Here is a 19,318-nt window from a genome sequence, read left to right on the forward strand (position 1 = left end):
TAGATTGGATGCAAGTACTTGAGCTTTGAAGTTGCCATTAGCGATATCGACAGCATCAGCTTTAATGCTTCCTCCTGCGACATCTAAACTACCAGACCCACTAGCAGTAATCGTGCTAGGACTTACCGAATCGACATTCCCTGAGATGCTAAACTCCCCGGAAGCTGGACCGTCGAATTGGGGTGGTATTGGTCCGAGACGGCCTAACTCGAGATTGGATGCGAGTACTTGAGCTTGGAACTTGCCTTTAGCGATCGCGATCGCATCAGCTTGAATAGTCCCTGCTGCTAGATCTACACTACCAGACCCACTAGCGGTAATCGTGCTAGGACTCAAAGACTTTACATCCCCTGAGATAGTCAACTCCCCTGAGATGGGACCTTTAAATTCAGAGGGTACTGGTGCTAAGGCTTGTAGAGGAATCTCAGAGGCTTGGACTAGGGTAGAAAAACCACCATTGATCAGTTTTACATTGGTAGCACGCAAGGTACCACCATCAACCGTTACGCTGCCGTAACCACTAGCACGGAGGGTTTCTGGCTCGAAAGAATCAAGGCGACCGGACAGATTAAATTGACCATTGAACGGTCCAGAGAATTGTGGCGGTAGAGATGCTGCAGGTAAGGTTTTGATGATTGGTGCTACGGAAATATTTTTAGCTTCTACTAACCCCTGCCAGCGCCCACCCCCCACTTGAAAATTAGTAGCTCTGAGCACACCATCACCCATGGGCAGATTAGCATAACCAGTGGCACGAAAATTTTCGGGCTTGTCCAGGGGAGAAAAGATCTGGGTTCTGCCATAAATTCGACCCACAGGAATGGGTAGATTAAATCCATACTGTTTTGCGATCGCATTCCCTGGCACATCCACAGCTTTGAGATCAAATACTGCCCCCCCCTGATCCATAAATTTGATATCCCCCTTGCCTGTGACTAAGCCACCCACTGTTGGTTTTGCCTGCAAGTTTCTAATGGCCAGCTCAGTATTAATAACGCTAAAGTCAGCAGTAATAGAGCTGAAGTTCACCTGGTCAAGGGTGGCGGGAGTAGTGGTAAACGCCTCTCCAATCACAATCGGGTTGTCAATAGCTCCAGTTACCTGAAACGTGGCCTGTGCTTTACCTAAAGTAGTTACTGGTAGCTCTTTGATCCCAAAGGTCTGTGCATACTGCTGTATCTGAACCGGTTCGGTTGTTGCTCTGAGCTTGTAGCCCGACTCAATATCCAGCATTCCCCCAATTTGGGCAGGTACTTGACCGAATCGGCTAGTTATGTTACCGAGCCAAATCTGACTCCCTCGAAAGTTCAGCTTACCTTTGCTTTCAGTGAACAGTTGGGGCAAGGGTTCTAAGCGGGCGATGGTGTCATAAAAGCTAATCGTACCCCAATACTGCCAAGGCTGCTCAGCATTATTCCGTTGTATTCTCAGGTTGCCACCCAGTTTACCGGCTTGAAGCTTCAGGGGAATCAGAAGTACTTTACTAACCTCTGCTGCACTAACGTTATCGACATCAAGGTGCAAGTCAGTTTCTTGTTGAGAGAGGCGGTAATCTCCCTTAACCTTTAAATTTCCCCCAGTTAAAGGCTGACTATTTACATTAAAGCGAATCAGCTGACCTCCGTCGAGAAATTTACTTTTCCCCCGAACCTCAGTAAATCTCATCGGTGCTTGTTTGATTCCCACTTGAGATCTTGGCACCACCACCACATCCGCATCCCGCCACCGCACCACCTTTGGGTCTACCTTAAACGCCGAATCTTGGGCAGTTTGTGTAAATGCTGTAGACACCCAGGTTAAATCTTTGTCCTGTTCAACATATATATTAGGTTCAACTAGGGTTACATCCAGTTCTAGGGTTCTGGTAAATAGCAGTTTAACCGGGTTATAGGTTACCTTCACTGCCTCCGTGACAAGATGATCGGGATCGGTAGGGGTAGCAGGTATTTCCGAAGAACCAAACCGCACACCATTTAGGGAAAAGCCCTCCACTGGTCCGACATTGACTTTTCGGTTAAGAAAGCTAGATAAATTTTTCTCTACCGTTGGTGCTAATTGCTTCTGGATGAAATACCAAGCAAAAAGGCTTCCACCCCCTATCCCAGAAGCTAGCATCATGACCATTAGCATGAAGACCGGACGTAGCAGCCTCTGCCAAAACCCTCTACTTACCTTAGGTTCTGGAGTATTTTCCGGAGTAGGCTCTGGTAAATTACCAGGATTGGGAGAGTTACTCATCTTGATTGGTTTGCACCTTACAACTGGAGTTCCGAGGGAATAGGAGGGCATTGTCATCTTAATTTATCAGGGAAATCTAGGGAGTAGGGGTATCAGTTATAGGTGCCTAGTACCAAGTGCGTTTCAACAGGATCTCGCCATGCCCAATCATGATGGGGAAGAATGGGAAGAGGGGGAGGAGATTGAAGAAGGTGCTGTGTTCAAATGGTGTGAATGCAACTCGGGATAAGGCAGATAAGACTACTACTTTTTTTCTCTGACGAAATTCCCTATCTTGATAGTTTCCAGAGCCAAGATTGATCGGTGGGTTTAACCCTATAGTTATGGGTGGTTTCAATTCCCTGACGTAATTCCTCTGACGGTCGATAAAGTAAAACATTTTTGAAACCCCCCGGAATCTCCGGTATGTTGGTAGAGCTATTGGATTTATCCAATAACATCAGCTGTACATCCGGACGAAGTAGATGACACAGAGATAGAACCCTACCGGGAATTTCATTACTGATCAACAGTGGTTGTGGGATTTGATTAATCCAAGCTGCTACGTCGGGATTATTGCGACTCTTGGCATAGCTCTTGTGCCACCAAACTGGCAGTTGAGAGCTTACTATACAGGAGAGTATGCCGCTAAATGCTAGAGCAATTACTATTGACTTCCAAGGCTTAGGATTTTGTCGGGGTTTGCCTATGGGCACCATGTCATGGTCACCCCTTACTTGCCCATCTTGTCTCTCTTCGGTATTTGCTAAATTTCCATTCATCATGCCCATTGTGGGCAATCCCTTTTTTACCTTATCTTTGGTAAGTTGTCCTGAATTTTTAGCTTCGGTTGTCAGGAAATAAGCAATAGCTAACTGGATACCTAGATAACAGGGAATAGCGTAGCGAGTAATGCTAGAACGGCGACCACCTAATAGCACATCTGGACCGATAAGAGCAATTCCTGTCACTCCAATTAAGGTAATAATAAATACCCAAGCATGCTGAGGAGCTTTACGACAAAGATAGTAGAGGGCGTATACTGCTAAACATAAACTGAGATAGTGGAGGGGACTCAAAGGATGGATGCCTTGATTAACATCAAAGAAAATCCGACTGAGGTTTAAAGTCCAAAATAGGGGTAAAAAGCCTGAACGACTATGATTAACTGAGTCAGTATTAGCGATAAATTTGGAGAAATTAATGATAACAATGATTAGCCAAGGAGAGAATAGCAATACTCCTCCTAAGCAGGCTAGTAAATAGCTAGTTACCCGCTTAGTCAAGCGACCACCTTCGGTAATTAATACATACAAGCCCTGTCCAATTAAGACAAAGGCTGAGAAAGGGTGAGTATAAAGTGCTAAAGCAACAGTAAAGCTATAGATAATCCATCGATAAGGTTTTTTAATTAATTGCTTTATTCTAGAAGAATTCATTGCCCATAATAGGACTGCACTAGAAAGCAAAATGGTAACAGTCCATAAACTATATTCTCGGGCTTCTTGGGCATACAAAACATGAAAAGGAGAAATAGCAATTATGGCAACAGCTACCCAACCGATTAATTTTGAACCAAAAAGTTCTAAGCACAGCCAGTAAGCACAGGGCAATGCTAATAAGCTAATTAGTACGGATAACAGTCTGATCGTTCCTACGGAATTGCCAAAGGTTTGTAACCATAATCTCGCCATTAGGTAGTAAAGGGGCGAATGTTCTGGATTACCTGCTAGGGAATTAATGGTGTCGTTTATATCTTTTTTATTATTAGGAAATTGGTAGTAGTTTAACAAATTTTCTACGCTAATAATCTGACCATCAAAAATGTCTTCTACTAGTTCGGTTCGAGTGTGACCAGAAATTCTAAGGGAAGTCATAGTCTCGTCGTACCAGTAAACTTTACGGTCTAGGTTGTAAAATCTAAAGACTACTCCCAGTACGATTACGATTATAAGTAAATTTCTGAACCAGATAGAATCAAGAGTAATTTTCTTGATCATGTTAACTACGATAATTAGGGGATAATTGAAACTATAGCAAAGGGAATAGGGAATAGGGAACAGGGAACAGGGAATAGGGAACAGGGAACAGGGAGTAGGGAGTAGGGAGCAGGGAGCAGGGAGCAGGGAGAAATAGGAAAGAGCTCCAAAGATTTTTTGATGTTATAAAAAAATCATCAATATTGTTAATGAGCTATTTATCAATGCTATAGTAAAGATTATTTTAATGTAATTAGCATCAAATAATACTGTACCTCATGACTGCGATAACACCACTGTACAACTATAAAAATAGTAATTTAAAATTAATACTTAAAAATTGGGTATTATAGAGTTTTTAATCATGATGAGATACATTAAATTTTATTCCCCCTACTCCCTACTCCCTACTCCCTACTCCCTACTCCCTACTCCCTACTCCCTATTCCCTATTCCCTTTCCTTAATTACCAAGTAATGGCAACGTTTTTTAAAATTGTCATGGGACCGTGGTCTTTCAGACGTTTCATTTGCTCTTGGTTTCGGACTAGGAGAGCTCCAGCAAATCCGAGGGAGTTGACACCAATTGACTGGAAATCTGCTTGAGAACGGGGTAAAAGCAACATCCATTGCCGTGTTGCGAGGAGATTGTAGGCACCGGATTGCTTGTTATCATTGGCATTATTCCATGGCAACCCGACTGCACTCAGTAATCTATGGTACAACTCAAGGGTGGCTTGAGCCGCATCCCAGGTCGAGTTTACCCAACTAGGGTCAAGCTGAGCAATAGCATGGATGAAGGGCAGGGTTGGGATGGTGCCAACAGCATCCTGAAAGTTAGCTGATGCGATCGCATTTTCTATCGGGATGTTAACTCCTTCAGGGGCTAGGGGCAGAGGAACGAGTTGCAAGTGTTTGTGTCGTTGACTCGCCCCACCAATCGTTCCAGCATTATAGAAAGCCAAGCCATCAATTTCCCCAAGACATGCCCACATAGCAGCAAAATCCTGTAAAGTCAGCCAAGTATCTTGCTCCTCGAAAGCACGAGTTATGATCAGCAGGTGATGGTCAACTACGTTGTATTTGTTCAACAAACACAGGTGGGTGTCGGAAAGGTCTGCTACAAATAAGTCTTGTTCGTAGGGAAGAAAAGGGTTGAAATCCTTCGATGAAGTAGCGGTTTTTTCTTCTTGCTTCTTTTTGGCTTTGTCTTTCCGTACCAGATTAGACAAAATTCGCACCAAGAAGCGAATACCGTCTTGTTCTACGAATTCGTATTCTGTCGCTATGGAGTGGAGTGCTTTACATTCAATAGCGTGTTCAGTTTGTGCTTTCAGTTTCGGCCACAATGTACCTGGTTCTAGTACTAGTGTTCCTTCGGTAATTGGTTGTTCTTCAATCATAGCGATCGCATTTCCTTCAGCTTCTATCGCAATCTTAAATCATTTGTCAAAAAGTAAGCCGATGCGCTACGCGCACGCTGCGCGAACAGCTGTCAGCTGTCAGCTAAATGCTTAAACTAAACCTCGAATAGGGACTTCGGAGCAGGGACTTCGGAGCAGGGAGCAGGGGGAAGAAAGTTGACTGTACCTATTTAGAATAATAAACGCTATAATAGTTTGGATTAAAATTAACAAATTAAGCATTAGTAATCTAACTTTAGATTATCCATAAAACCCTAGATTAATCTTGAAAAAATAAAAACTATCAATTCAATTGATAATACAAACAAACTCTGATGTCTTTCCTACTCCCTACTCCCTATTCCCTATTCCCTACTCCCTAAAACCCAGTAGTAAAATTCCTCAACCAATTGAGCACTGCTATATATAAAAGTAATCCTAAAGAGGTAATCCAATCCCATGGTCACAGGAAATTATGAACTGGCTGAACACCGAGTAATTTGCCACAATGTAAGTTGGCAGATATTTGAGCAATTACTCACAGAATTAGGAGAAGACCGCTCCACTCGCTTGGCTTACGATGACGGAACATTAGAAATTATGACTCCCTTAGGTCCCCATGAAAATAATAACCGCTTTATTGAACGCTTGATTGGTGCGATCGCTGATGAATTAAATCTAACTATCAAAACCTTTGGTTCATTGACTCTAAAGCGAGAAACACGGTTAAAAGGGGCAGAACCTGACTCCTGTTACTATCTCCAAAATGAGCCATTAGTAAGACATAAGCAAACGATTAATTTAGATGATGATCCACCCCCTGATTTAGTCTTAGAAGTCGATATCACCAGTGGTTCTTTAGATAAACTCCCCATTTATGCAGCACTAGGTGTCCCTGAATTGTGGCGTTATAATGGAAAAAAAATAGAAGTTTTTGTGCTACAACAACCGATTTTAATTTTTAATCAAGTAAATCAGAGTCCAACCTTCCCTTGGATGCCTTTGAATGCTATACCTAGGTTTATTAACCAAAGTTTAGTCGATGGCGAAACAGCAACGTTACGGGCGTTTAGGGCTTGGGTTAGAAAACAAAATAATTTGGATTGAGGTTTTATAGCAGTTATCAATTGGGTGAGTAATAAAGTCTTTGGTTTTAGGGAGCAGGGAGCAGGGAGCAGGGAGCAGGGAGCAGGGAGCAGGGAGTAGGGAGCAGGGGGAATAAACTTGAATTACCTGATCATAATAATAAACGCTATAATATTAGCTATCAACATTTAAAAAAACTAAAAAAACTAAATGTATTTCAATTGATTTATAATAACAAAAAAAATCTGTATTTCCTACTATTCCCTATTCCCAGTTCCCTGTTCCCTACTCCCTATTCCCTACTCCCTACTCCCTACTCCCTACTCCCTATTCCCTAAAAAAATGACTAAAAACTTCATTCCCCAGAATGAAGCTCCTGCTTCTCCTAAAGAAACGCTACCTACCATGTATGATCTGCCCAGTGAGAATCCGGAGGAACCTGGTTTGCCAGACGAATTTCACGATTTACAACCAGAATTATTAAGTCGTACCTTTCGTTGTCAGTATTACCCTTCTGAGGAAGTATTTATTGGTACAGATTTAAATCTTTACTATGATGTGCGCCATCCTCAATGGTATAAACGCCCGGATTGGTTTTTAGTGGTAGGAGTTCCCCGTTTATACGAGGGTACTGATATTAGATCTAGCTATGTAATTTGGCAAGAAGGAGTTAATCCCTTTATAATTGTAGAATTGCTATCACCAACAACTGCTAAAGATGATTTAGGGGATAATCTAGAGCAAGAACCTCAAGCATCTATACTTGCTGGAAATAGTGATAATATTAAACTACAAGATATTAATAAAACTAGTAATAGTAGCAGTGATCCTACCCATCAAACTATTCCTTCCAAGTGGGAAGTCTATGAGCAACGATTACGAGTACCCTATTACATAGTTTTTAGTCGCTATACCAACCAAATTCGGTTTTTCAAATTAATCGGAGCTGTTTACCAAGAGCAAGGGATTTTAGCTGAGCCACCCCAGATTTTGATTCCAGAACTAGACATAGGTGTGGGATTGTGGTGGGGAGAGTATGCAGGGATAACTCGTAATTGGTTGCGCTGGTGTGATGGTTCCGGAAATTGGCTTCTGACGGATACAGAACAGGAACGGGCAGCAAAAGAACAAGCCCAGCAACAAGTGAAACAAATTGTAGTCAATCTGTTGAAATCAGGGATGGATGTTGAACAAGTTGCTAATATAACTGGAGTTGATCGGGAGGAAATTATATCATGTTCAGATAATCAGTTATAAAAACATAGCTTACTTCTGCTAGGGAATCGGGAATCGGGAATCGGGAATCGGGAATCGGGAATAAGGATATAATTATAACTATGGCGTTGCTTAATAATGGAAGGATTTTAAGAGTTTTGTGGAACTGGCATCTTGCGTAGAACTGGCATCTTGCCAGTTTCCTCCTTATTTTCGCGCGGGCAGGATGCCCACTCTACTCCTATTCATTCGAAGACTGACGCAACGCCCCAACTATTGCCAAAAATTACCTGATTTTATCCAAGAGCGACATTATTAATCAGCCAAGCTGCATACTGTTCGTTGACATGCTGTGTACTTAGTACCACAAATTCAGGAGTATCGTAGGGATGATAATTAGTTACAGTCTGCTCTGCTTTAGAGATCAGCTCCGTAGTTGTTTTGATGAGTAGCAGCACTTCAGAATCAGACTCAACCTCACCCTCCCACCAATACACTGAAGAGATCCCGGGAATAATGTTCACACATGCTGCCTCTCTACGCTGGAGAAGCTGATTAGACAGATCATGGGCAACAGCATTATCAGGACAGGTGACAAGGATTAAAACGATGTTCATGCTTTTGCTCAATCTTTCTTGGATTCTGCAATATCTTAAACCACATTCCGCACTTTAAAATGTTTTATACAGAAAACGGTTAAAATTATGACGTTGCTGAATTAGAGTATGAATGGGCGATCATCTAGTTTTGCTAACGCCCCTTAACTCTTCCAACTTGGGTAGATTTTGAAAGTGCATAATCAGACCCAAAATCAGCAATGCGCCGTACTTGAAAGAGAATTTGGGTTGTAGTATCGCAGAGGTAATTATGAAGATTGCAGTAGGAGCCGATTCTTATGGATTCGAGCTTAAGCAAGCAGTCAAACAATACCTAATTAACAAAGGAATAGAAATCGACGATGTAGCCATTAACGAGCAGGAGGCTGAGACACCTTACTATCAGATCGCGTCTGAGGTAGCTCAACGAGTAGGAAGCCAGCAAGCCGACCGAGGTATCCTGGTGTGCGGTACGGGAATGGGAATGGCGATCATCGCCAACAAGCACCCTGGTGTCTACGCGGCAGTGTGTGAGAACACCAACGCTGCTGAAAAATCCCGCTCCATCAATAACTCCAACGTTTTAACTCTGGGAGGGTTTATCACCTCACCCGAAGTAGCGGTAGAGATTGTTGATACTTGGCTGACCACCGAGTTTACATCCGGATGGGAGCCACCGATTCAGGAATGGCTGGAAAACTCGATCAAGGATATTGCTATTTTGGAGAATGAGCAGTTTGGCACTGCCACCAACTAATGCGATCGCAAGATTGAGAAATAGTAACCAAGACCCTGGGAATTCACTCAGATTAAACCAATGCTTACCGGTTTTATTCAAATCCTGAACGCGCACGCGTGTGCGTAGCGCATTAGCTGATCGCTTACTATCAGTAACCAAAACTATTTCCCAGATAGTTGTTTATACTATCTGGGGATTCAAGGAAATTAACGAGGATAACCCAAGTTGATCAATTTAGGCTATCCAGTGATCAATCCTCCTTTGCTTCTTTAACTAACTTGGTTATCGCTTCGATAATTGTTTTAGAGTACACAGTTAAGGCAATGACTGCTGCCACCGCTGTGCCACCTTGGATCAGGGGGATAAGTGGAGCGCCAGGAGGTGTATCGGGAGTTGATGCACCTGTTGATGTACTAACAACCTGGCTAAGGTTCACATTGAAATGGGGATTTTGATGTGATATCATGCAAGACCAACGGCTCTTGAAGAGCATAGATAGTGTGTATTCGTTGTTAGAATGACAGCAGCCAGAAACGGCGTGCAAAACTGATTCTGGCTGAGTCTTTCTAGCATGGTAAGTGCAATAAAAATTTAGCCAAAATGTTGTACAGGGATGGTAAATAGTTCCTTTGTTCTGCAACTTTGACCTACTCCCTGTATTTTTTGGGAACTTATGGCCTGAAATTATCACCCAGTAAGGATTTCAGATTACATGCTACCCTTCCAGTGAGTTTTGACTTAAAAGAAAATCCTACCATTAGTATAAATAGCAATAAAATTCCGTAAATGTCACTATCAAAATAGGAATTTTTATGAAATTTTGATAAAAATTTATGGACTTGATACTGAGCAAAAATATATTATTATAATGATTTGTGAAATATATTGCCCAAAGCGAACTCTATAACCCTTGCCCAGCAACGATTCCATATTTTTATGATTTTACAAATGATTTAGGATTGCTAAAGCTTATGGCTGATAGATAATAGCTGATGGATGAATACTTAGGTTTACTGATCAACCTATGGCAGAGGCAAATAAACAATGCGATCTTGGTACTCATTGTCATCAGAGGCAAGAGCTGCTATGATTAACTCCTCAAGGTTTTCTCCAATAGTCAAATTAGGGTTAAGAATAAAAATACCTGGTATGTGGTGATCTTGTGCTAGGTGGTCAGTTAAGTGAACTGGCATGGAAGTCCGGTTATTGGTTACCAGCACAAAGTTATTTTCCTCGCACCAGTCAAGAATTTCTGGATCTAGAGTACCTTTAGGTGGTGTTTCCGATTCTCCCACCACTTTGATCACAATACTGGGTTCTCTTCGTCTAATTTGTGTAGGATAGAGAGAATTAACATTTTCATCAATTAGATAGTTAATACTCATTCCCTTGTTCCCTAGCTTTTCTTATTGCTCTTAATTGGCGCACTTTCTCAGAAATAGGAGGCGGATTGAGTCGTTGCTGCTCCCTCATAGTGTGACCATGAAAGAGCCAGTTTTTCATATATTCGCTCACAGCGTTTTGATTTTGCAGGTAATAGAGGATAGTAGCGTAGACTTGTTCTAGAGTTAATGATGTATAAGCTTGAGCAATTTCTTCTGGGGTTTTATGACAGTCTAAATAGTCATATAATATAGTTTCAATACCAATTCTTGTTCCTTTGAGGCGAATATCAGTAGGAGCAAGAAAGTTGAAATAGTCTGTTAAAGCTTGAGTTGACATAATCGTTAGGTAAATAAACTAGTAAGTTTAATTGTAAACAGAAGTCTTTAGGTTATTGATGTGTATAGCAGTTTTCAATTGGGTGAGTTACAAAGTCTTGGGTTTTAGGGAGTAGGGAGTAGGGAGTAGGGAGTAGGGAGTAGCGGTAAGAAAATTGGGTAGTGCTACACAAGTAGTTATTTTACCTCCCGAAACCTTTACCAGTAAGCTGTTGTCCATTTAAATTGGATATTATTCAGTTAGAAAACAAACCGTCAAACCCTATCTCCCTGCTCCCTGCTCCCTGCTCCCTGCTCCCTTGCTGTGAGAACCATGCAATTTAAATCAAGACCAGCTTACCCCTAAGGCGAATAACCTTCAAGATTACTACCACATAATCGCTCCAACAACTCCCTGGGAATAGCATCAAAATTTTCTAACAAAAAATCCATCAGGGCAAGATGTCGCAACACGTCAGCAGCAGGAGCTTTATAGCGCTTAGTACCAGCAAACCAACTGTTAACTGTACTGATGGAGCGGGAGCAGATTAATGCCATATCTTCTCGACTGACCTCCCATTTCGAGATGAATTCCTTTGGTGTCATGGCCAGTTGCCAGTTACTGTACAGTTGAATCAGAATTCGGTCTAAGTCAGTTAGGGGACGAGGATAGGATTTTGAGCGAGTGGGTTTCTTCCCTGCTAGTTGTGCCAGGCGGTCTAAGTATCGCTGGTAATAGATAGCATGATCAGTTGAGCATTTGTTTGGCATCATGGAATTATCTCCAATGTCCTTGGGGAATAAGCCGCGCTCTTGTAATGATCGTCTCAAGCGCGGCTTTTTGTCCGATAATCATATCGAAACAGTAGACATATTTATTATTACTAATAAATACCAATTTATCAATATTTTTTTTGAAGTATTTACAGATTTTAACAAATATCAAAGATTACTGTTAGCAATTTTAACGATTAGCTATTAACGAAATATATGAAGGAGTAAGTTAATCATTTTAAATGAAGTAATATAGCATTTTTAAAATAGCCGATGGAAACAATATTGTTTCCATCTTGCCTTTTGCCTCTTGCCTCTTGCCTCTTGCCTCTTGCCTCTTGCCTCTTGCCTATTGCCTACTCCCTACTCCCTACTCCCTATCCAAAATACATTTCGCCTCCAAAACCACCAATCCCTTAGTTTCAAACACCGAACAGGATGCTATCACTTCTTCCAAAGCAGGTTTTATGCCTTGTTCAAGTTGTTGAATCGCATGATTAGCGGCTGGCTGATACTGCTTCAACCACTTTCTATCTTTAATAGCATCAGCCTTTAACTCGATTGGGTTTAGTACCCAAAAATCAATATCATAGGTTTTAATAAACTCCTTAACAACGGAGAGATTAGCACTATATTGGGCATCAATTAAATCTAGAGTTCGTTGTCGAAATTTTTGATAATATCCAACGTGGTAAGGAATAGCATATTCACTGGCTACCAAAACCGAACGCTGAGCAAAGGTGGGGATATTATTCATCTCTGGAGACAGAGAAGCAATTAAGCTATCTTTCGGTTGTTGTTGAAAAAAATTATACAAGGATGGACTATCCCCCACTTTATAAGCAGTAATGGGAAAATCATCCACAAAACTAGGATATAATACTAATGCTGCTGCAATTATCGTAGTAGTTGCTATCGCCAAAACGTTAGGTATAGAAAAAATACTAGAAAAACCAGAGTTAGAAAAACTGCTTTGGCTAGGCTGGCTTGCCCACTTAACTACGCTATCAATTAGAATGATAAAAACGATGCCAGCACTTAGCACCATGACTACTCTCAGACTATGTTGAGTATAGCGACTAGGAAGATGCAATTTAAATAGCAAAATATGAGCAGCAACAAACATCCCGAGAGACGCTAGTACCATCTGCAGCAAAAGGGTAATTTCTTTACTGATCTGCTTGACTAAGGGAAATTTATTGGGAAATAAAGGCAAGAGCAGCAGTAAAAATCCCGCTGCATTAGTTGCTGGAGTAAGAATCGAAGTCAGACGAATTCCGCTTCTACCTTTTAACCAAAACTTAGCGGGATCATCGTCATAAAAAAAACGCGATCGCCCCCCTGGAAAAAACTCTGGTAACTGTCTGGCTTCAGCGACAGAAATCACTGGACCAAACTCATTGGTTTTGAGGGCATAGGGCAGCATCACCAAAAAGGCTACTATCAAACCGGCCAGACAAAACCAACGTCGCTGTTGGGATAACCCTAACTTACCATTGCGCCATTCAAATAGTCGTAAAACTAAGGTACCGGAAGAGATAAAGACTAACTGGGGATAGAATAGACCTTGGAGTGCGATCGCACCCAAACAAAACCACAATGACCCCCGCACTAGGTAATACATAAACCCCAACAACAGGGGATAGACAAACGCCTTCGGTGTTCCAGACACCACCGTATCCGTCATTCCCAAGGCTTGAGACAGCAAAAGGGTAGCACTAAAGGCAGCTGCTGGTACTGGCAACAATTCCAGACATACCCAAAAGCAATAGCTAGCGCTAACCAGATTCAACACTATCGGTAAGAGTTTGTTAAATAGCAATGGATTAACACCCAATGCTGCTATCACTCGATAGACTGTAGTGTAGCCAGCTGGAGCAACAGTTTGAAAGTAATCAGCAATTAAGTCTTTAGGAAACAGCTCTGGATCAAGAAATCGCATCATCCAAAATATATGTTGTCGTGCATCATCTTGGACAATATACTCACCACTGAATGCTTCCCTTAGTGCTAGCAGACTATACACTACCGTAAAGGTTAGGCTGAGGCTAAACCAAAAGATAACTTGAGGAGTAAATCGTTTGTTACAAGGAGTTGTGAGTAATCTTTGAATACGGGTAATCATTTAGCAAAGGGAATAGGGAATCGAAAATCGGGAATCGGGAATCGGGAATCGGGAATCGGGAATCGGGAATCGGGAATCGGGAATCGGGAAAAAATATTGTGTATCTAATTACTATGAGAAACGCTATTATAGTTAATAACTATTACCTTAAACTAACAGCTGGCACCAGTACAAAAAAAATTAATATCTGAAGGGATAACAATCAAATATTATCACTGCTCCCTACTCCCTGCTCCCTACTCCCTGCTCCAAACCTTCAAAAAAAAATCCCCCCGAGCGAGCAATCCCTCGCTCGGGGGGTGAGTGCATCAAAACTTTGTTAAGCAAACTGTGGCGAAAACTAATTAATCAAATACACGATTACAAACAGAATAATCCACACCACATCAACAAAGTGCCAGTAGAGTTCTGCGGCTTCTACACCAAAATGCTCTTCACTGGAGTAGTGCTTTGAATTTAGCGATCGCAATAACACAAACAAAATCAACGCCAGTCCACAACTAACATGAAGACCATGGAAACCAGTTAACGCAAAGAAAGAACTGGTAAATAAGTTAGTAGTCAGACCAAAGTCTACATGAGTGTACTCATAGACTTGTCCTGCTAAGAACATCGCACCCATCAGAGCAGTGATGCCAAACCAGAGTCGCAAACCAGAGACATCATTCTTTTTAATAGCACTCTGGCCCCGGTGCATGACGAAACTACTAGTAATCAGGATGATGGTGTTAATTGTTGGCACCAATAATTCTAATTCTGTACCCTCTGGAGGCCAAGCTGGCATGGTCGCTTTATAAATTAAAAAAGCGGCAAACATTCCCAAGAATGTCATACTATCAGCAGCCAGAAACACCACCAAACCAAACATCCTAAAATCCGGATGCTCCTCGTGATGTACCTCTGCCGCCTCAACCTCATGATGATAGTTGAGGCTAGTTTTAGACGGATCTATCGTTGAGCCTTGCATAAATTCCTTTGAATTAATTTTCAGCTGACATTTGTGCCTGTTGACTAAAGGTTAGCAAGTTGAACGCGCACGCGTGGCCTTTGGCCAAGGTTAGCAGGTTGAACGCGCACGCGTGGCCTTTTGGCCAAGGTTTGAAGGTTTAAGGTTTGAAGGTTTAAGATTAGCAGGTTTAAGGTTGAACGCGCACGCGTGGCCTTTGGCCAAGGTTTAAGGTTAATCGGTTGGGAGCATAACCAGCCACCATTAACCAGCAACCAAATAAGCTACCCGAAGGCAACGCCAAAGGCGAAAAACCAAAACAAACCTTCAACCAAACAACCTTCAACCTTCAAGCAAACAACCTTCAACCTTCAACCTACAGTTAGCCAACATCTCCTTTAACTTCAACGAGCAACTCCTCGACCTGTTTATCGGTGTCAACACTATAACTGTCGATACCGTATTCGTAAGGACCGGACCACAAAATTGGTTCCTCGTCAAAGTTCTCAATAGCAGGAGGAGATGTAGTTTGCCACTCTAATGTCAGAGCTCTCCAAGGATTGCGACCAGCAATCGGGCCACGGTTCAAACTCCAGAGGATGTTAATCACAAAGGGTATGGTAGAAACCCCTAGAAGATAGGAGCCAATAGTGCAGATCATGTTGAGGCTTTGAAACTGGGGGTCGTACATAGCAACCCGACGGTTCATACCCAATAGACCAAGCTCATGCATCGGCAAGAAGGTCATGTTTAGACCAATGAAGGTCAACACAAAGTGAATGCGTCCTAAGGTTTCGTTGACCATTCGCCCGGTCATTTTGGGGAACCAGTGATAAACTGCCCCAAATAAGCCGAGTACACTACCACCAAACAGAACGTAGTGGAAGTGAGCGACAATGAAATAAGTGTCATGGACATGGACATCAAAGGGAACGGAAGCGAGCATGACACCGCTAAGACCCCCAATCAAAAATGCGGAGATAAAGCCCATACCAAAGAGCATGGCACTATTTAAGCTAATTTTTCCGCCCCAAATCGTTGCCACCCAGCTAAACACCTTAATCCCTGTCGGCACGGCAATCAGCATGGTGGCAGCCATAAAGAACATCCGCAACCAACCAGGAGTGCCACTAGTGAACATATGGTGTGCCCAGACAATTAATCCTAGGAAACAAATCAACATACTGGAGTATGCGATCGCACGATAACCAAAAATCGGCTTACGGGCATGTACCGGTAGGATTTCCGAGATTACTCCAAAGAACGGTAGCACCATGATGTACACCGCCGGGTGGGAGTAAAACCAGAACATGTGCTGGTAAACAATTGGGTCTCCTCCCCCAGTCGGGTTAAAGAAATTGGTGCCAGCAATTAAATCAAAGGACAGGAAAATTAACGCTGCTGCTAGGACTGGAGTACCAATCAAAGCTAGGATTGAGGTTCCTAACATTGCCCAGCAAAACAGAGGCATATCATGAATAGTCATGGTAGGTGTGCGCATCTTCACAATAGTAGTGAAGAAGTTAAGCGCCCCTAGCACTGAGGAAGTCCCGATCACCAGGATGCTCAGAATCCAAATTTCTTCACCCACCTGAGAACTAATCAAGCTCAAAGGGGGGTAAGAGGTCCAACCGGCTTCGGGAGCACCTACGAAAAAACTACTCATTAACAGCAAACCCCCCACAGCATTCATCCAGAATGCCACCGCATTCAGCTTGGGGAATGCCATATCCTTTGCCCCAATCATCAAGGGAATCAGATAGTTAGCAAAAGCAGCACCAGCCGGGATAATCCATAGGAACAACATAATTGTTCCGTGCATGGTGAACACTCGGTTGTAGGTTAAAGGGCTCAATAAATCCGGGTCTGGTGTTGCCAACTCAGTGCGAATTAATCCAGCTAATGCGCCACCGATGAAATAGAACACAAATGAAGTGACCAGGTATTGAATCCCAATCACTTTATGGTCAGTATTGAAGGTAAAGTAATCTTGCCAACGCCGCTCATGTTCTTCAACATGACCAGCATCTTTGACCGATTCCGGTTTTTCTAATTGCGTCGTCATGGGATAGTGGAGGTGTGATCAACTAAAAGGATAGGCAACAGCCAAAATGAACTTATTGGATAATTGCAGGATGATGGTGAGAGTGGTCTAGGTGTTCGAGAGTTTGGGAATCAATACCCATGTCAGAGGCATAGGGAGCCAAGAACTCACCCTCTGACATGGTAGTAGGATTAACAGCCACCGCTTTTTCCATGGTGTCTGCACTAGCGAATTGATTTTCTTTAACCCAGGCTTGATAGTCTTCCGGTGTGTCAACGATTAATCGAGTTTTCATTCCTCCATGGTAGGACCCGCAGAGTTCAGCACAGATGATCGGGTAATCACCCACTTTAGTTGCTGTAAACCCTAGTTGACTAATCCGACCTGGGATAGCATCTTGCTTAATCCGAAACTCTGGCAACCAGAAGGCGTGGATCACATCGTTAGCTTCGATATTCAGCTTAACCAGTTGTCCAACTGGGACATGCATTTCCCCAGACATAACACCGGTTTGAGGGTAGGTGAAAATCCAGGCATACTGCATACCAGCGACATTAACCTCTAGGGGTTCACCTTGACCTTCTTGTGCTGGAGGCGCTCCAATACCTAGGGCAACTGTGCCTTGACCTGGAGCCATAGCAATCAGACTTTCATTCCCCTCTTGCCCAGATGGTGACATCTGATGATTGTGGGCAATTTCCTGCTGATGGTGGTCATGAGAAGCCATGGGATCCAGACCTCCCATAGCGTTGTAGACCTCAAAGCTATAGACAGCTAGGACAAAGACAATCACCGTCGGGATTGCGGTCCAAAGCATCTCTAGGGGGATGTTGCCATGGGTTGATGGCCCATCGGTTTGGTCATTTTTTTCTCTACGAAATTTGATGACTATTAGGATAAGTGCGCCTTGGATGAGGATAAATAGACCAGTGGCAATGGTCATCATCAAGTTGAACAGACCATCTACATCACCGGCTTCTGAGGAGGCGGCTACTGGCATAAGTCCATGATTCTGACCGTACCAGAGACTAATCAGGGTTATGAAAATGCCAGCAATAAGGGTTGAAATTTGGCTTGGAATGTTCACGAGATTAGGGTTGAATACTTATATCAACAAAACTAACAGGGATTATCAAGGCAGGCGAGGCACCAACAGACTTAGTGTCCTAGAATGTCATGGCATGGCTATATTTTTGAATAAAATCAGCCTTCTGGTGAGCTACTCCCCCCATAGTGGCCACATTAGAGACAACTAAAGACAACAATTTTGATGGTCTGCTAGCAATGAGGGGCGTGAGTAGAGGATACAGAGCTAGCTTGGCTTGCTCTATTAACTAAGGTAAAGCAGTTAAACACTTGATTGGGTCACACCTTGATATTTTTAGACTTTTTTTTAGAATCACTAGCCCAGCACCTGAAAAATTTTCAGAAAACTTAAGACTTTATTCAATAAAAATTAACATAGCTAAAAAAAATATAAAAAAGTAAATCAATAGTAAATCATTGAATCTAAGTAACTGTGACCCTTTAGGGCAGGGGAATGGCAATCTGAAAAATCTCTAAAGCTTCAGAAATTAAGGAAAAGGCTGGTTACAGTGGTATAGGAATAGAGATAATCCTTGAGATTGGCAATCTTCTACCAACGAAAATGAGCCACTACTCAGGATTTGATTAACTTAGTTTGCATTTTCCTATTGCAGATGGCTATAGCTCAATCGGCTCTTGATCACAATCAGAATGGTGTAACCTCCAACAACCTTAGCCAGCCCCAGGCAAGGATTCGCAGCTTGGTGTGGAAAATTGCGATCGCAACCCTGCTGTTGATGGCAGTAGGCAGTGCCACCAGGGTGATGAATGCTGGTCTAGCTTGCCCAGACTGGCCTTTATGCTATGGTCAGCTCGTGCCAAGCCAGCAGATGAATTTGCAAGTATTTTTAGAGTGGTTTCACCGCCTTGATGCATCCTTGATTGGTGTTAGTGCGATCGCTCTCGCTAGCTTATCTTGGTGGCATCGGCGGGATTTACCCAACTGGCTGCCCTGGATATCCACATTTGCTCTAGGGCTAATTATTTTCCAAGGAGTCCTCGGCGGACTGACGGTTACAGAACTGCTCCGGTTTGATATCGTCACTGCTCATCTAGGAACAGCACTGCTATTTTTCTCAACTCTAATCGTGATTGCTACACTGCTGACCCCCTATCAAGGAACAGGTTCAGTTGGGAAGTTACCTTGGCTGAGCTTAAGCGCAGTGATTTTTGTTTATCTACAAAGTCTATTAGGTGGACTAGTCGCTTCCCGCTGGGCAGTGCATCAGTGTTTTGGCGGATCTCAGCTGTGTACCGTGATGAATAGCCATATTGCTGGTGTGGTGCCAGCGACTGTAGCAACTGTCGCCGTCGTGGTGATAGCATCCCGGACACCAGCCCTACATCCAGTACTACGAAAGTTAGCTAATCTAGCTGCTAGCTTGGTAGTTTTACAGATACTCCTCGGA

20 protein-coding genes are annotated in these 19,318 nt (G+C 42.8%); 6 read left to right on the top strand and 14 right to left on the bottom strand.

Translation table 11 applies throughout. The features are described 5' to 3' along the window. The 4 genes from F6K52_RS15100 to F6K52_RS15115 all read right to left on the bottom strand — a co-directional run. A partial coding sequence (locus tag F6K52_RS15100) for a hypothetical protein (RefSeq protein WP_293078917.1) occupies positions 1-2,238 on the bottom strand: 2,238 nt, incomplete at its 3' end. 269 nt (positions 2,239-2,507) lie between these two features. Further along, positions 2,508-4,217, bottom strand: coding sequence for a glycosyltransferase family 39 protein (locus F6K52_RS15105; protein WP_293078919.1), 1,710 nt, complete (start codon positions 4,215-4,217; stop codon positions 2,508-2,510). Between the two features lie 14 nt (positions 4,218-4,231). After that, positions 4,232-4,366 (bottom strand): hypothetical protein, encoded by a 135-nt coding sequence (locus F6K52_RS15110; RefSeq protein WP_293078921.1) that lies wholly within the window; start codon positions 4,364-4,366, stop codon positions 4,232-4,234. A gap of 296 nt (positions 4,367-4,662) precedes the next feature. Continuing rightward, a complete protein-coding gene (locus tag F6K52_RS15115; RefSeq protein WP_293078923.1) occupies positions 4,663-5,598 on the bottom strand; it encodes a phosphorylase in 936 nt (311 codons plus the stop codon). 459 nt (positions 5,599-6,057) lie between these two features. Here F6K52_RS15115 and F6K52_RS15120 point away from each other — a divergent pair, with 459 nt between their 5' ends. Continuing rightward, positions 6,058-6,705, top strand: a complete 648-nt coding sequence (locus tag F6K52_RS15120; RefSeq protein WP_293078925.1) for a Uma2 family endonuclease — start codon at positions 6,058-6,060, stop codon at positions 6,703-6,705. Positions 6,706-7,026: 321 nt separating this feature from the next. Continuing rightward, positions 7,027-7,941, top strand: a complete 915-nt coding sequence (locus F6K52_RS15125) for a Uma2 family endonuclease (RefSeq protein ID WP_293078927.1) — start codon at positions 7,027-7,029, stop codon at positions 7,939-7,941. A 254-nt stretch (positions 7,942-8,195) separates the two neighbouring features. Here F6K52_RS15125 and cutA read toward each other — a convergent pair whose 3' ends face one another. Continuing rightward, complete coding sequence (gene cutA, locus F6K52_RS15130; RefSeq protein WP_293078929.1) at positions 8,196-8,516, bottom strand: divalent-cation tolerance protein CutA; 321 nt, start codon at positions 8,514-8,516, stop codon at positions 8,196-8,198. 250 nt (positions 8,517-8,766) lie between these two features. Between cutA and F6K52_RS15135 the strand changes: the two genes are divergently transcribed. Beyond that, positions 8,767-9,252 carry an RpiB/LacA/LacB family sugar-phosphate isomerase gene (locus tag F6K52_RS15135; RefSeq protein ID WP_293078931.1) on the top strand — a complete coding sequence of 162 codons (486 nt, stop codon included), beginning with the start codon at positions 8,767-8,769 and terminating at the stop codon, positions 9,250-9,252. 232 nt (positions 9,253-9,484) lie between these two features. Here the strand turns inward: F6K52_RS15135 and F6K52_RS15140 are convergent, their stop codons facing one another. From F6K52_RS15140 to F6K52_RS15160, 5 genes are all read right to left on the bottom strand, one after another. Continuing rightward, on the bottom strand, positions 9,485-9,874 hold the full coding sequence (locus F6K52_RS15140) for a hypothetical protein (RefSeq protein WP_293078933.1): 390 nt from the start codon (positions 9,872-9,874) through the stop codon (positions 9,485-9,487). Between the two features lie 382 nt (positions 9,875-10,256). After that, a complete protein-coding gene (locus F6K52_RS15145) occupies positions 10,257-10,619 on the bottom strand; it encodes a DUF5615 family PIN-like protein (RefSeq protein WP_293078935.1) in 363 nt (120 codons plus the stop codon). Next, a complete protein-coding gene (locus F6K52_RS15150) occupies positions 10,609-10,956 on the bottom strand; it encodes a DUF433 domain-containing protein (protein ID WP_293078937.1) in 348 nt (115 codons plus the stop codon). Before F6K52_RS15150 ends, F6K52_RS15145 begins: the two co-directional genes overlap by 11 nt. 87 nt (positions 10,957-11,043) lie before the next feature. Next, positions 11,044-11,175 carry a hypothetical protein gene (locus F6K52_RS15155; RefSeq protein WP_293078939.1) on the bottom strand — a complete coding sequence of 44 codons (132 nt, stop codon included), beginning with the start codon at positions 11,173-11,175 and terminating at the stop codon, positions 11,044-11,046. A 122-nt stretch (positions 11,176-11,297) separates the two neighbouring features. Continuing rightward, positions 11,298-11,708: a hypothetical protein gene (locus tag F6K52_RS15160; RefSeq protein ID WP_364417832.1), complete on the bottom strand. Its 411-nt coding sequence runs from the start codon at positions 11,706-11,708 to the stop codon at positions 11,298-11,300. 273 nt (positions 11,709-11,981) lie between these two features. Here F6K52_RS15160 and F6K52_RS15165 point away from each other — a divergent pair, with 273 nt between their 5' ends. Continuing rightward, positions 11,982-12,128: a hypothetical protein gene (locus tag F6K52_RS15165; protein WP_293078941.1), complete on the top strand. Its 147-nt coding sequence runs from the start codon at positions 11,982-11,984 to the stop codon at positions 12,126-12,128. Here F6K52_RS15165 and F6K52_RS15170 read toward each other — a convergent pair. Further along, positions 12,079-13,833, bottom strand: coding sequence for a hypothetical protein (locus F6K52_RS15170; protein ID WP_293078943.1), 1,755 nt, complete (start codon positions 13,831-13,833; stop codon positions 12,079-12,081). The two genes, F6K52_RS15165 and F6K52_RS15170, sit on opposite strands and share 50 nt — an antisense overlap. Here F6K52_RS15170 and F6K52_RS15175 point away from each other — a divergent pair. After that, on the top strand, positions 13,816-13,941 hold the full coding sequence (locus tag F6K52_RS15175; protein WP_293078945.1) for a hypothetical protein: 126 nt from the start codon (positions 13,816-13,818) through the stop codon (positions 13,939-13,941). The two genes, F6K52_RS15170 and F6K52_RS15175, sit on opposite strands and share 18 nt — an antisense overlap. Positions 13,942-14,173: 232 nt before the next feature. On the opposite strand, the gene F6K52_RS15180 is transcribed toward F6K52_RS15175, so the two are convergent. From F6K52_RS15180 to F6K52_RS15190, 3 genes are all read right to left on the bottom strand, one after another. Continuing rightward, a complete protein-coding gene (locus F6K52_RS15180) occupies positions 14,174-14,800 on the bottom strand; it encodes a heme-copper oxidase subunit III (protein WP_293078947.1) in 627 nt (208 codons plus the stop codon). A gap of 361 nt (positions 14,801-15,161) precedes the next feature. Then, positions 15,162-16,844, bottom strand: a complete 1,683-nt coding sequence (ctaD, locus tag F6K52_RS15185) for a cytochrome c oxidase subunit I (RefSeq protein ID WP_293078949.1) — start codon at positions 16,842-16,844, stop codon at positions 15,162-15,164. Positions 16,845-16,896: 52 nt separating this feature from the next. Further along, the gene (locus F6K52_RS15190) at positions 16,897-17,910 is read right to left on the bottom strand and encodes a cytochrome c oxidase subunit II (RefSeq protein WP_293078951.1); all 1,014 of its coding nucleotides are present in this window, start codon (positions 17,908-17,910) and stop codon (positions 16,897-16,899) included. A gap of 613 nt (positions 17,911-18,523) precedes the next feature. Here F6K52_RS15190 and F6K52_RS15195 point away from each other — a divergent pair. Continuing rightward, a partial coding sequence (locus F6K52_RS15195) for a heme A synthase (RefSeq protein WP_293078953.1) occupies positions 18,524-19,318 on the top strand: 795 nt, incomplete at its 3' end.

The organism is Moorena sp. SIO3H5 (assembly GCF_010692395.1).
Classification (GTDB): Bacteria; Cyanobacteriota; Cyanobacteriia; order Cyanobacteriales; family Coleofasciculaceae; genus Moorena.